Annotated in this window: 10 protein-coding genes; 2 read left to right on the top strand and 8 right to left on the bottom strand. The window is 71.6% G+C overall.

Annotation, left to right across the window (positions count from 1 at the left end; genetic code table 11):
• Positions 1-58: 58 nt before the first annotated feature.
• The 6 genes from AB0C46_RS30255 to AB0C46_RS30230 all read right to left on the bottom strand — a co-directional run bounded on the left by AB0C46_RS30255 (position 59) and on the right by AB0C46_RS30230 (position 5891).
• A complete protein-coding gene (locus AB0C46_RS30255) occupies positions 59-217 on the bottom strand; it encodes a DUF6760 family protein (RefSeq protein ID WP_208686034.1) in 159 nt (52 codons plus the stop codon).
• Complete coding sequence (locus AB0C46_RS30250) at positions 214-627, bottom strand: hypothetical protein (protein WP_362831681.1); 414 nt, start codon at positions 625-627, stop codon at positions 214-216. The genes AB0C46_RS30255 and AB0C46_RS30250 overlap by 4 nt, the downstream gene beginning before the upstream one ends.
• The gene (locus AB0C46_RS30245) at positions 627-1070 is read right to left on the bottom strand and encodes a phage tail protein (protein ID WP_018087540.1); all 444 of its coding nucleotides are present in this window, start codon (positions 1068-1070) and stop codon (positions 627-629) included. The genes AB0C46_RS30250 and AB0C46_RS30245 overlap by 1 nt, the downstream gene beginning before the upstream one ends.
• Before the next feature lie 85 nt (positions 1071-1155).
• Positions 1156-2733: a phage tail sheath subtilisin-like domain-containing protein gene (locus AB0C46_RS30240; RefSeq protein WP_362831679.1), complete on the bottom strand. Its 1578-nt coding sequence runs from the start codon at positions 2731-2733 to the stop codon at positions 1156-1158.
• Between the two features lie 87 nt (positions 2734-2820).
• Positions 2821-4383, bottom strand: a complete 1563-nt coding sequence (locus tag AB0C46_RS30235; RefSeq protein ID WP_362831729.1) for a DUF4157 domain-containing protein — start codon at positions 4381-4383, stop codon at positions 2821-2823.
• Positions 4384-4697: 314 nt separating this feature from the next.
• A complete protein-coding gene (locus AB0C46_RS30230) occupies positions 4698-5891 on the bottom strand; it encodes a hypothetical protein (protein WP_362831677.1) in 1194 nt (397 codons plus the stop codon).
• A gap of 328 nt (positions 5892-6219) precedes the next feature.
• Here AB0C46_RS30230 and AB0C46_RS30225 point away from each other — a divergent pair, with 328 nt between their 5' ends.
• A complete protein-coding gene (locus tag AB0C46_RS30225; RefSeq protein WP_362831675.1) occupies positions 6220-9369 on the top strand; it encodes a BTAD domain-containing putative transcriptional regulator in 3150 nt (1049 codons plus the stop codon).
• 371 nt (positions 9370-9740) lie between these two features.
• Complete coding sequence (locus tag AB0C46_RS30220) at positions 9741-11093, top strand: hydrogenase expression protein (RefSeq protein WP_362831673.1); 1353 nt, start codon at positions 9741-9743, stop codon at positions 11091-11093.
• Between the two features lie 117 nt (positions 11094-11210).
• Here the strand turns inward: AB0C46_RS30220 and AB0C46_RS30215 are convergent, their stop codons facing one another.
• Both AB0C46_RS30215 and AB0C46_RS30210 read right to left on the bottom strand, forming a co-directional pair.
• A complete protein-coding gene (locus AB0C46_RS30215; RefSeq protein ID WP_362831672.1) occupies positions 11211-13289 on the bottom strand; it encodes an ATP-binding protein in 2079 nt (692 codons plus the stop codon).
• Positions 13286-13945, bottom strand: coding sequence for a DUF4255 domain-containing protein (locus AB0C46_RS30210; protein ID WP_362831670.1), 660 nt, complete (start codon positions 13943-13945; stop codon positions 13286-13288). The genes AB0C46_RS30215 and AB0C46_RS30210 overlap by 4 nt, the downstream gene beginning before the upstream one ends.
• Positions 13946-14115 lie beyond the last annotated feature (170 nt).

The following is a 14115-nucleotide window of genomic DNA, read 5'->3' as shown; positions in this document are numbered from 1 at the left end:
GCTGCGCACCCTGGGCACTCCGCGGCCCCCGCCGCCACCTGAACAACCCCATCCTCAGTCACTGCTCCCGTTCAGCCCGCTCCACCAGGGTGGCGATCTGTGACACGTACGCGCGCCGGTCGGCGTGTTCGAGGTCGAGGATGTCGTCGATGCCCCAGTGGAAGTGGTAGGCGAGATAGGCGACTTCCTCCTCGATACGCCCGGTCGCGTACGTCACGATTCCCCCAGGCGGCTCCCGGCCAGTTCCACTTCGAAGGGCTCCTCGCAGTGCGGGCAGGACACCGCGGCGCGCGTGTGTCCCTCCGCATTGATCTGCCGGTAGAAGTCCTGCAGAAAGGCCAGATCGGAGGCGAACATGTTCTCCACCGTCCCGTCGTGCACGGTGGCGAGCGTCCCGAGCCGGGTGATGACCCGGCCCAGCAGCACGACCGACAGATATGCCGGGTTCTCGCGCACGCGTACATCCCGCAGCGGGATCAGTTCGTCCCGTGCCGTCGCGAGCCGCATCGCGCCGTTTCGGTGGACGGCCCCGGACTCGTCCACGAATCCGCGCGGCAACTCGAACTCGAATTCCGTACGCAAAGGCTCACGTTGCTGTTGCGCCCCCGCCGGGCCGTCGCGCCGCATTATTCGATGACCAGCTCTTCGAAGACGATGGTGACCTGCTCGGTCAGCGCGGCGGCGTCGCCCGCCTTGACCCCGCTGGTCTCGACCTTGCTGCACCAGGCATTGCGCATGTTGTAACGCTTCACGGGGTTGTTCTGGTAGTCCATCATCATGATGGTGGCGTTCTTACGGGCCGAACCCATGTCGCCCGCAATGGACTTGTTGATCCACTCGCTGAACGCGCCGCTCTGCGTCATACCGCGGGTCACCGTGCACTCGCCGGCCTTCTTCGTGCCGGGCATCTTCTTCACGACGGGCTTTCCGTCCGCCGAGACCTGCTGGTATTCGATGACGTCCTGCTCCATGGTCAGACCACTGACCTCCTGCAGATATTCGACCATCACGCCGTCGATCTGCAGGCCGAAATTGTGTGAGGTGAGGGCATCACCGGGCTGAAGGGACAAGGTGGTTCACTCCTGTTTTGGGAAGGAAATGGTGACGGGCGAGAGGGAGTTGCGGAGGAAGGGGGGACGGCCCCGGCTGCGGCTGTTACTCCTCCAGCTCCCCGCCACCGCCCGAGAACTGGGCCAGCCGGAAGACCACGAATTCGGCGGGCTTGACCGGCGCGATGCCGATCTCGCACACGACCCGTCCCAGATCGACGGACTCGACAGGGTTGGTCTCCGCGTCACACTTCACATAGAACGCGTCCTCGGGGCGCTGCCCGAACAAGGCGCCCGAGCGCCACTCATTCACCAGGAACGCCGAGATGTTACGCCGGATACGGGCCCACAGCGCCTGGTCGTTCGGCTCGAACACCACCCACTGGGTGCCGATGAGAATCGACTCCTCCAGGTAGTTGAAGTAGCGCCGTACGTTCAGGTAGCGCCAGGCCGGATCGGAGGCCATGGTCCGCGCGCCCCACACCCGGATGCCGCGTCCGGGGAAGGCCCGGATGCAGTTCACGCCGATCGGGTTGAGCAGATCCTGCTCGCCGCGGGTGATCTGCAGCTCCAGGTCGATGGCCCCGCGGACGATTTCGTTGGCCGGGGCCTTGTGGACGCCACGCTCGGAGTCGTTACGGGCCCACACACCGGCCATGTGACCGGACGGCGGGATGGTGCGGGTCTGGCCCGTGGCCGGGTCGAAGGCCTTGATCCACGGGTAGTAGAGCGCGGCGTAGCGGGAGTCGTAGCCCGCGACCTCCTGGCGCCACTTACGGATGTCGCGTGCGTTGAGCGACGGCGGCGGGTCCAGGATCGCCATCCGGTCGCCCATCAGCTCGCAGTGCGCGACCAGGCCCAGCTGGACGGCCTTGACCTGCTCCAGGTCGATCAGGCCCTGCTGGTAGGCGGCCATCAGGTCGGGTACGGCCACCATGTTGATCTCGTCGAGCGCCTCCAGGCCGCCGAAGCCGGTGCGGTCGGCGGAGTCGCCGATGAACTGGCCGGAGGCGACCTGCTCGACCGCGCCGTTCCCGGCGGGGGCCGCGGGTACCGGGGTGGGCGGCGCCAGCGTGACGTTCTGCGCGTCGGGCTTCGTCACCTGCGCTGCGGGGACGGCCTCTTCGATGACGATCGCCTTGGACCGCTGCTTCACCAGCGCGACGACATAGTTCCGCGAGCTCTTCTTCGCGCTGACGTCGAAACTCTCGACGACCTTGTCGCCGTCCCTGACGATCAGCTTGAACCGGTCGGCGCTGCCCTCGCCCTCGACATCCTGCACCTCGACGGTGAGCGCCCCGCCGCCGGCGGAACCCGCCGCGATCGCGGAGACCTTGAAGGCCCCGAGCGCGGTCGGCTCCCCGGCCGTCAGGGCCCTGGGGGCCTCAGGGGCCGCGGCGGCCTGCGTCTCTCCCTCTCCGGTGCCGCCGACCCGCACGACATACGCGGCCGTTCCGCCGTTGTTGAAAAACCCGTACACGGAGTGCGCGAGGTAGTACCCATCCGTGAACTCACCGAAGGCGGCCACGTACTGGGACCAGTTCGTCACCAGTGTCGGATCATTGAGCGGACCGGTGGGAGCGAGCCCCACAAAGGCCGCCACCGACGTCCCGACCCCTTCGATGGGCCGCGATCCGCTGGCGACTTCCTCGACGTAGACGCCGGGGGACAGGTAGGTGGGCATGTTCTGTTACTCCCTGGATGGACGAACTGGCCGTTCGGTGGTTTCTCGTGCTGTGCGGTGGCGATGAAGAATGGCTGGCGATAAGGGTCAGCGCATCGTGTAGTCGAACGTGGCGATGAAGGAACTCATCGAGGTGGCGCCAATCTCGTCGCACCCCTTGTAGAACTCGTCCGCATCGCTCGGGTCGAAGCCGTTGGCGGAGACCAGCTGAGCGAGTGCCTGGTACTCGCTCAGCGCTCGCTTCTTGAAGTCCTCGTCCTTCTGGTCCACATCCGGATCACGATGGAACTGGGAGTCCTTGGAGCCGCCGGTGGCGGACTTCCCCTTGGACTTGGCGAAGAGGGCGTACCTGTTGAGGGCCTCGTGCAGTGTTGCTGCTTCGCCCGTGACGACCTTGTTGAAGGCGGCGATCGCCGCGGTCGGGTTGGCTGCGGCACGACGGAACTCGGCGCCCTGAATGATGGCGAGTATCTTCGCGCAGTACTGGCGGCCTTCCTTGCTCATCTCGCCGAAGTTGTAGTCCGGCTCGGTCAGTGCCCGGAGGAAGTGCTTGGCGAGCTCTTTGTCCGACAGCCCGGAATTGTCCCTGGCGCCCTTGAAGAGTTCCGCGTAATCGCCCTCCTGGGGGCCGCCCAGGACGAAGTTTCCGGTATGACCGATGGAGTAGGTGCTTCCGCTCGGCGTGTGCTCGAACGGGTTCGCCATCTTCTTGCTGTCGCGGAACTCATAGAGATCTTGTTCCGTCCCGCGCAAGGAAAGCCGCCGGCGGACCTCGGCGAGGCGATGGATCTGCTCCTGTTCAGAGAGGTCCACCTCCATGTGATCCGGATTCGACGGACCGGTCTTGACGGCGAGCGGAACCACCGGGTCAAGGTGGGACGCCGCTTCCCCGTGAACCCGCCGTGCGGCGGCATCCAAGAGGTCCTCGTACGACCACTGACCGAAATTCTGCTCATCGCTCGCCATGGCGATGATTTCGTCCCGGACCTTTTCCTTGAAGGTCGCGTCCCACCGGGCATGGCGTTGCTTGCCCCTTGCGATGAGGTCATCGAGGGGGAGGACGTCGTCAGCGGATGTGACGGTCTTCCTCGGTCCCAGTTTGAACGTCCGCTGCACGGGCCGATGCCCGTCCGTGGTGCCGTGCGCCGGGGCGGGCACGGGGTCGGCCGTACGCTGCACCTCTGCGGAAAGCACCCGGCTCGCAGTGGCTTCCGCCTCCCTCTCGAACCGGTCGGACGGATCACTCACCTTCGTCCCGTCACCGCGGTCCGTGCCCGCGACCGGGCCGTTGCGCTGCTGGATGACGTGGGTCAGTTCGTGAGCGAGCATGTGGCGGCCCGCCGCGGAGGACGTGTTGTAGCGGCCGCGCTGGAAGACGATGTGCGAACCGGAGGTGTACGCATGGGCGTTGACGGACTCGGCCGATGCATGGGCGGAGGTGTCGGTGTGCACGCGCACATCGGAGAAGTCCGCGCCGAGGCGGGTCTCCATGTCGGCGCGGACCGGCTCGTCGAGTGGGCGGCCGGGTGCGCGCAGGACGTCCTGGACGGGCGAACGCTGCACGGTGGGGGGTGCGGTGTGTCCGCAGCCCGCGCTGTGCTGGTGCTGCTCCCGGTCGGCCAGGACGGCCGCGAACGCCGCGTTGCCCACGGCCCGCTGGAGGACGGCGGCCGCCTCCGGCGTGAGGCGGCCTGCCTCGCCGGCCGCGGCCAGACGGGCCGCGTCGGAAGCAGGGGAGGAGGTTGCGCGGACGGGGTGCGCCGCCCCCGAGCGGTCGCTCCCCGAGCGGGGCTGCCGATCCTGTGCCCGCACGACGTTCCTCCCCCATCACCACTGCTTGCTGTTTCTGCGCCCTACGCTTTCAACCCTGGCTGACGGGCGGGCCCGGCTGTAGAGACGAACGGGCCCCGTCGGGGGCAGAGCGCACTGCCCGTTCGGTCACGCGGGCTGCGCCGCCTGTTCGGTCACGTGGGCTGCGCCGCCCGCTCCGCGTAGGCCTGGTTCTTGGCACCGATGACCTGGTCGAAGGACTGGTCGGTCCCGGCCCGTCCGTACAGTTCGAAGTAGCCGAGGGACTTGCCCTGCTGCAGTGCGCTGGTGCGGTCGGCGGCCGACTCGTACGTGAGGCTGTCGGAACCGTCGCGCAGGATGACGGCGGCGAAGTGGTTCGCCCAGCCGTCCGGGGCCGCTCCGGTCAGGTCGACGAAGTGGTTCTCGCCGACGGCGGGTGCGTCACGCCGCACGCTGAGGCCGCCGTTCGGCGGCGTGCCGATGAGCTGGGCCGCCGCCGCTTTGCAGTCATTGGGGAGGGTGATGAGCAGCTCGTGCACCTGGGCCTCCTGGTTCTCGACGGCGGGGAGTCCGGCGAGGAAGTCGGCGGTCAGGCTCGGCATGATGACGGCCAGGTCGGTCAGCCCCTCCCGGCCGGTGCGCTCCGGGTAGGGGAACCGCGCGGCGACCCAGCCGCCGCCCATCGTGGCCACCGCCAGCTTCATGGCTTCGGACCGCAGACCGTCGACCGTGGAGCTCCGCGGTTCGGCCCGTCCCTGGAGCGCCGCCACGATGCGCTGGGTGAGCGCGACGAGCTGCCTGACTTCCGGGGGGTCGGTCAGGGACCGCAGGTAGGCGGCGCGCTTGTCGTCACGCTGTGCCGCGCTGTCCCCGGCCACGGGCTCGTGACCGGCCCCCTGCGGGTTCCGGCCGGCGGCCCGTACGGCGGCCGCGGCCCGGCCCGCGTCCTTGTACACGGGCAGTACCCGGTACAGGGTGCGCTCACCGACCTGCACCGCTGCTCCGCGCTCCAGGGTGATCGGCACCTGGTCCTGGGCGTCGAGGCTGTGCGCGGCGGCGGTGATCATGTCTGCGTCGGCGTAGGCCTCGTACCGGCCCCGGATGGCGATGCCGCCGTGCGCGGAGACCTTGTCGAAGCCGTGGGCAGCCTCTCCCTCCGCGTACCGCTGCAGCTGCTGTGGGTCGCGTGCGTGCTCCGGCGCCGGGGCCAGCGCGCGGGCGACCGCTGCGTTGCCCGCTGTCCGTTGGAGGGTGCGCAGCGCGTCCGTCCGGTGGGTGGACAGGGCTGAGGCGGGGGTGCGGGGGCGTTCGGGTCCGCGGCGCGCCGCCGATTCCCCTCCCGTGGCCCGCCGTTCGTGTGCGTGCACGAGGGCTCCGTTCTGGCGGCCGGTGGTTCGTGGTGCGTCCTGGGTGGCCCCACTGCCGATTTTCGGCCCTGCCGTGGATCGCCTCCAGAGCCGGAAGGGGAGCCGAACGGGCAGGGCGGTTGCCCTTCTGAACACCGGTGAGCGTCGGTGGGCACCGGTGAGAAGCCCTGATGACCGGAGAAATCGGGGGATGCGTGGTTGGGCGAGTATCGGACGTTTTCCAGGAATCGGTGTCCGAGTGCTGGGTTACGTTGGTAAGGCCGGTACATCAGTGCCGGTCCCAAGCGTGGGCGTAACAGGCCGTCTTGGGCAGGGGAGTGAACAGGCGGTGCGCGGCGGCGCGGACGAGCTGGAGGGCGCGTTGAAGGCGAGCAGCCCCGGCCGGGGCGACCGGTTGCGGTTTCAGGTGCTCGGCCCGGTGCGGGCCTGGCGGGGGAACCGTCCGCTGGATCTCGGCCCGCCGCAGCAGCGCGCCGTGCTGGCGGTGCTGCTCCTGCACTCGGGCCGGCCCGTATCCGTACCGCAGTTGGTGGACGCGCTGTGGGGCGAATGGCCGCCGCCGCGTGCGGTGGGCACCCTGCGGACGTATGTCTCGCGACTGCGCGGCCTGTTGGAGCCGGACCGCAAGCCCAGGCAGCACGCGCACCTGCTGGTGTCGTCGGACGGCGGCTACGCACTACGGGTGCCCGGCGAGGCGCTGGACGCGGCGGCCTTCGAGGAGCGGCTGGTCACGGCGCGCCGGTTGCGGAGGGCGGGCGACACCGAGGGCGCGTACGAGCAGCTGAGGGGTGCGCTGGCGCTCCTGGAGGGCGTGGCCCTGGCCGGACTGCCCGGGCCGTACGCACAGCGGCAGCGCGACCGGCTCACCGAACTGTGCGTCACCGCTCAGGAGGAGCTCTTCGGCTGCGTGGTCGAGTGGGGTGGGCGTGCCGATGCGAGGGCCGGCTCGATGGCCGGCTCACTGGCCGATTCGATCGCCGGACTGCGTGCCTTCGCCGCCGACCATCCGCTGCGGGAACGTGCCCAGGCCCTGCTGATGCTGGCCCTCCACCGCGCGGGTCGCCGGGCGGAGGCCCGCGCGGTGTACGCGGCCACCCGCCGCACCCTCGACGCCGAACTCGGCGCCGAGCCGGGCAGTGAACTCCGCGCGGCGTACGCAGAGTTGTGTGCGGAGCCGGGCGGCTCCGGGCCTGGTCCCAGACCTGTGCCCGGTGCCGGCCTTGCCGGCGACCGGGCCCGTCCTGTCCTTGACCGTGCTGGTGACAGTCGTGACCGTGCTGGTGACAGCCGTGACAGCCGTGACAGCCGTGACAGCCGTGACCGCCGGCCTCGCCCGCCCCGCCCGACCCGGGACGCCTCGCGTAGCGTCCCACCCCCACCCCCACCCATACCGGCTCAGTTCCCGCCCGTACCGGCTCAGCTCCCGCCCGACATCGCCGATTTCGCGGGGCGTGCAGGGGTGGTCGCCCGCCTGGCCTCGACGCTGCGCGGGGCGGCGGGTGGACGGGCACCGGTGGTGGCCACGCTCAGTGGGCTCGGCGGGGTCGGCAAGACGGCGCTGGCCGTCCATGTGGCGCATTCCGTACGGGACCGCTTCCCCGACGGGCAGCTGTATGTGGATCTGCAGGGCACCAGCCTGGCACCGGAGGACAGCAGCGCCGTTCTGACGCACTTCCTGCGCGCTCTCGGTGTCGCGGAGAGCGCCGTACCGGAGGGGCCGGAGCAGCAGGCCGCCCTGTACCGCTCGCTGATCGCCGACCGCGAGGTCCTCGTACTCCTCGACAATGCCCGCGACAGTGCACAGGTGCGGCCGCTGCTGCCCGGGGCGCCAGGGTGCGCGGTGCTGGTCACCAGCCGTGCGCGGACGCTCGCGCTGCCCGGTGCCGACCGGGTCGACGTGGAGGTGATGGACGAGGGGGAGGCGCTGGGGCTGCTCGGCGCGATCGTGGGGGCGGAGCGGGTGGCCGCCGAGCCGGCTGCCGCGCGCGAACTGGTCGCCGCCTGCGGCGGGTTGCCGCTCGCCGTGCGCATCGCCGCCGCCCGCCTGGCGGCCCGGCCGGGCTGGGCCATGGCCGGCCTGGTGGCCCGGCTGAGTGATGAGCGGCGGCTGGACGAGCTGCGGATGGGCGACCTGGGAGTGGCGGCCACCTTCCGGGCCGGCTACGAGGCGCTCGCGCCCGGCCTCGCCCACGCCTTCCGGGTCTTCGCCCTGTGCAGCATGCCGACCTTCTGCCGGGGCGCCGCGGCCGCGCTGCTGGACACCACCGACGACGAGGCGGAGGCGGCGGTCGAGGCGCTGGCCGATGCCGGCCTCGTGGAGCTGCACGGCGACGACCGCTACGGCTATCACGACCTGGTCGGGCTCTTCGCCCGGCGGCTGGGCGAGCGCCATGACAGCCCGGGGGACCGGGAGGCGGCACAGCGCCGCTTCTTCGACCATGAGCTGGCCACCGTCCTGACCGCGGCGCGGCTGATCGAGCCGCACCACGTCCTGCCTGATCTGCTGCGCCGCCCCGACTCCCCGGGCCGTACGCTCACCGATGCCGACGCCGCGCGCGAGTGGCTGCACCAGGCGTACCCGCGGCTGTACGCGGCCGTGGAGCGGGCGTTGGACGCGGCACCCGGACTGCTGGGTTCCGCCGTGGATCTGCTCACCGCGTGGTCGCATACGCTCAGCAGCACCGCGCGCCACCGCGACCTCGAACCGCTTGTGCGCCGCGCCGTGGACAGCGCCCGGCGGCACGGCGACGACGTGGCCAGCGCGCACGCCCGGCGCCTGCTCAGGGCCTCGCACCACGGCACCGAGACCTACGCACGGGCAGAGCGCGCGCCACGGGAAAGACTGCGGCCGGCCCCTTCGCCCGCCGCTCCGCCGGTCAGCGCCACGGCCGCACAGCGGGGGAGCGCGGGGAGCGCGGGGAGCGCGGTGAGCGTGGGCAGGCTTGGGCAGATCCGGTGCCGGGCCGGCGGTGTGCTGTCCCGGTGCCGGGCCGGCGGTGTGCCGCGGCGGGACGGACCTCCACGGCAGGCGGCGGTCCCTCGTCGGCAGGTGGCGCGGCGGTGCGGTCCTGCGCAGCAGCACCCGTGCCGGACAGCGCTGACCCAGGTCAGGCGCGCGTACGGCGAACCGGCCGGCGGTGGCCGGGAGCGGGCGGCGCCGGAGTGCGCGCAACAGGCCCTTCCCCTTGCACGGGAGGTGGGCGGCGCCTTCTCCCGGGGGCTGCCGCAGGCCGTCCGTGGAGGTGCACTGCTGGGCGTCGGAGAGTCCGACCGGGGCCCGCCACGCCCGGCTGTCGGTGCAGGCGAGGCCGGAACGGCCGTACGCGGCCGGGATTCCGTACGCACTCGCGGATGCGGCGTGGCGGGGCCTGCTCCAGGAATCCTCCAGGGGGAGCCGGAAGGGCAGGAGTCCGTGCCCCCGGGACGGCACCTTCGTACCATCAGAGGTGGCGGATGCGGCTCTAGCCTGCGGGCATGACGTCGTGGACCGCTCCGGACCCGGCCGCCGTGACCGTAGGTCCCGGCGTCCGTGCCACCGCCCGGCTGCGGGTGCGCAACACGGGGGCAGGCACGGCGTGGTCCGCAACGACGGCCAAGTTCCGCACCCGGACCGCCGCAACGACAACACGGCCGCCCCTGCCCGCAACCGCCAGGGAGCCGAAAGCCGCACGCCGCAATCCGTAATCCGAAAGCCGCACGCCGCAAGCCGCACGCCGCAAGGACTCTCAAGGATGCGCATGGAGCCGTAAAGGGTGCAGGGAGCCGTAAGGACATCCGGCTCTGCCCCCGGCTCTGCCCTTACGCACGCTGACGGGGGGGACGGCGCGCCGGTTGACTGCCCTGGTGAGCATGTGGACTTCACTGGAACCGGCCGCGATCACCGTCGACCCCGGTTCCGTCGCGAGGGTAAGGCTGCGGGTACGCAACACCGGCGACACCGTTGAGGAGTACCGGCTGCGGCCGGCCGGCGCCGCAGCGGGCTGGACCCGGGTGGAGCCGGACGTGCTGCGGCTGTACCCCGGGGCCGAGGGCACGGCGCAGGTCGAGTTCGCGCCTCCGCGTACGTCGGACGCCGTGGCCGGTCCGACGCCCTTCGGCATACGCGTCGAGCCGGCCGAGCACCCCGAGATCCGGGACGTCGTCGAGGGACAGGTCACGGTGGGGCCGTTCTCCGAACTCCGCTGTGAGCTGGTGCCCTTGACCGTACGCGGCCGCTGGCGTGCCAAGGCGTCGGTCGCCGTCGACAACCTGGGCAACCAGCCGCTGACGGTGTCCCTCTCCGGGCGCGAGAACGGTGACGCCCTCACCGTCGAGGCCGAGCCGACATCGGTCCAGGTCGCGCCGGGCCGCGCCGGCTTCGTACAGCTCAGCATCCGGCCCGGAACGGTGAGTTGGGTCGGAGGTCTCAACAAGCACCCGTTCACCGTCTCCGTGCAGCGAGCCGGCGCCCCGGAGCCGACCGAACTGCGGGGCACCTACCTCCAGCCGTCCGTACTGCCGCGCTGGGCGATGGCGGTGCTCTCGCTGCTGGTCGTGGCGGCGCTGGCGTTCGTGGCGCTGTGGTTCAGAACCGTCCCCAAGGTGTCCACGAGCGCGCGGGAGAAGCCCGGCCAGTCCAAGAAGCTCCCGGAGAAGGAGAAGCCGTCCGCGCCGGCGCCTTCCCAGCCCCCGGAGGAGAAGCCAGAGGAGAAGCCCGAGGAGCAGCCCCCGGAGGAGCCCGCCGATGACGGCGGCGGGGAGGAGCAGGGCCCGAAGGAGCAGACCATCCGGTCCAACATCAACGGCGGCTGGTACCTCCAGGCCAACGGGGGCAGCCAGGAGGACGGCACACAGATCGGCCAGAGCCCGCAGTGGACGGGTGACCAGTTCGGCCGCAACCAGTGGTGGATCATCCACCATTACCCCGAGGACAACACGGTCGCCCTTGAGTCGGCCAGCGCCCCGGGCAGCGTTGCCCAGCTGAAACCGAACACCAACGAGGTTGAGCTCTGGGCGGCCGACCCGGAGCAACTGAACTCGGGCGGGCTGCCGCCCCACCAGAAGTGGCGGCTGACGGACGCGGGCGACGGCCGCACCCGCATCGTCAACATGCGCAACCAGGAGTGCCTGACCGATCTGCAGAACGACAAGGGCGCGCTGTCCGGGAAGTGCGCCGACGGGCCCTGGGACCGGCAGGACTGGAAGATCGCCGACGGGCAGTGAGGCCATCCGGGGCCGGGCGGTACGCCGCCCGGCCCCGGCCGCACCCGGAGGCTCAGTCCGACAACGAGGTCAGTCCGACAACGAGCCTCAGTCCGACAGCGAGGTTCAGTCCGAGGTTCAGTCCCACAACGGCGACGCGTCCGGCACCAGCCGCCCCATCTTGCGGTACTCGCGCCGCGCCCCGGCCCGCACATCCGCCGCCGTCACCGGTCCGCCGCGCCCCGCCGCGAGATAGCCCGCGGTCACCGCGGCCGACCGGATCGCCCCGCCGGAGAGCTCGAACTCCTTGGCACAGACGTCGAGGCCGAGGTCATCGGCGCACGGGGTGGCCGCCAGGCAGGACCGCCACAGGGCGATCCGCTGCCCGGCGTCCGGGAACGGGAAATCGATTACCAGGTCCAGCCGCCGGGTGAACGCCTCGTCGATGTTGGCCCGCAGATTGGTGGTCAGGACGGCGATCCCGTCGAACGCCTCCAGCCGCTGGAGCAGATAGGCGCTCTCCAGGTTCGCGTACCGGTCGTGCGAGCTCTTGACCTCCGAACGTTTGCCGAAGACGGCGTCCGCCTCGTCGAAGAGCAGCACCGCGTCCGTGCGATCCGCCTCGGAGAAGATCCGCTCCAGGTTCTTCTCCGTCTCCCCGATGTACTTGTCCACCACCGAGGACAGCTCCACCACATAGAGATCCAGGCCCAGTTCGCCGGCCACGACCTCTGCGGAGAGCGTCTTTCCGGTACCGGATTCCCCGGCGAACAGGGACACCACACCTCTGCCGCGCCCACCGCCGGTGCGCAGCCGCCAGGTGCCCAGCACCTGCTCCCGATGGCGCGCCCGCTGCACCAATTCGTGTAGCAGGGACAGTGGTTCGGGCGGCAGGACGAGCCCGTCGAAGCCGACAGCGGGGCGTACGCGCCGGGCGTGCCGGTCCAGCAGCGGTGCGGACTGCTGACGCGCGCTGTGCTGGATGTGGGCGGCGGTCACCGGCGTCCCGTCGAAGGCGGCGAGAGCGGTGGCCGCACGGGCCGCCCGCCGGATCTGGGCGGCGCCCAGCCGGTACGGCGCGACGGCCGCGGCGAGGTCGAAGCCCTCGTCCACCGAGCCGAGTTCGGCGCTCCAGACCTCGCCCGAGGCCGCCCCGTGGTCCGGCGCGTCCAGCGCGAACAGCCCGGAATCCGGGGCCCAGCCCGGGTCGTACGGCTCGCTTCCGAAGAAGACCACCGGCACGTCCCCGCCCGCCAGCGCCCTGACGAGCCCGTCGGGCCGCTCCGGCAGCGGCCCCACGACGAGCGCGGCCCGCCGCAGCCGCGCCTCCCGCAGCAGCGCGCCCGCGAGGCCCACAGCGTCATCGCGGTGGCCCTCCGGCCGGTACCGCAGCACGGGCAGGCCGGCGCGCCGCAGCGCGTCGGCCACCGGTTCGGCGGCGGTACCGGGCCGGCGCTCCCGCAGATGTACGGCGAGCGGGCCCTCGCCCGCGAGCGCGGCGAGCCGCCCGGCAAACGTCTTGTCGCCGGTGCGCGCAGCGCTTCCCGTACGGTCGTCGGCTTGCTGCTCCGCCGACAGCAACTCCACCGCACTGCCGCTGAGTTCAGGATCCAGGCCGTCGTCGCCCAGCAGATGGGCGACCACCCGCTCCGGCACCCGCAGCGCCCGTCCCGGCAGTGGCCGGTCCTCGTCCTCGATGACCAGCAGCCCACCGGACCGCAGCGGCGCGGCGGGGTGGAAGCGGGCGCGGGCCGCGGGCTCGTACGGGCCGGTGCCCGCGAGGTCCAGCGCCAGCGCGACCGTGGCACGGCGCCGCCCGACATCGTCGTTGAGGTAGCCGTACAGCGGCTCGAAGCCCCGGTCCACATCGGGCGCGAGCGCGGCCAGGAGGATATGCAGGTCCAAGGCCGACAGCCCGAACCGCCCGGCGAGCGCGACCGATCGGTCCGCTGGCCCCCAGGGGCCCGGTGCCGCGTCGTCCAGCTCGCCCGCTTCCGCCCCACCCGCTGTGGACGACTCGCCCGTGCCCTCGGTCGGCGATGGTGCGGCCAGCCGTCTGGCCGTCTCGGGGGTCACATAGAGCCCGCGCAGCGGGTCCGAGGCCGTCGGATCGTCGGCGCTGCGCCGCTCGACCAGCCCGGCCACCCGCTCGCGCAGCCTCGCCAGCCGGCCCCGCAGTGCGCCGCCGGCGTGCTCGGCGACCGTGGTGCCACTCACCGTTCCCCCTCGCTGTCCCTCGCGGACGGCGCGCCACCCGGAGCGGACCGGAGCATCCGGGGCCGGGAGTCGCCGGGGACACCGTCGAGTCCGCGGACGACCGTGACCGCGCCCTCCGTGACCGGCGGCGCCACCTCGTACGACGGCGAGACCGGGAAGGGCACGGTGACCACCACGTCCAGGGACGGCTTGAGTTCGCCGCCGAGCGCGGACCAGATGTCGGCGATCGAACGGGACTCGGGCGGCGGCACCGCCACCGTGAGCGGGATGCTCACCTTCAGCGCGCGGAGCGCGTTCGGCAACGCGGCCGCCGGCAGGATCTCGTGCGAGAGCAGGCATCCCAGCGCGGCGGACAGCAGCCGGTGCTCGTCCTGCGGGCGGGTGGTCCATGCCGTGACGAGGTAGGACAGCCGGAACCAGCGCGGCGGCTGATGTCTGCGCACGACCACACCACTGGCGTCCCGTTCCGCGATCGTCCCGCGCTCGCGGCGGGCGACCTCCTCGCGTATGTCGTAGAGATACGCATTGAGCGTGGGTGCGTTGCGCCGCGCCGCCCAGTCGCGGGTGGGCGCCTCGAACGCGACGTCCCCGGCGCCGTCCGGCAGCACCCCGCCGCGCAGCACACTCCGCATCGCTTCATCGACTTCGTGGATCACGCTCGTTCCCCCGCCCGGTGACCCGCCGTCCGGACTTCGCCCGCCGTCCGGATTTCCTGTGCCAACTCCGTCACCGCTTCACCCTCTGCTGTCGCCTCTGCACCTGTCTCCGCACCCACACCCACACCCGCACCCACACCCACACCCACACCCGTATCCGCGCCCGCTTC

Origin of the sequence: Streptomyces sp. NPDC048637, from assembly GCF_040650675.1 — a bacterium.
GTDB lineage: Bacteria > Actinomycetota > Actinomycetes > Streptomycetales > Streptomycetaceae > Streptomyces.
Note: the sequence above shows the minus strand (reverse complement) of the source record. Positions and strands in the feature narration are given on the sequence as shown.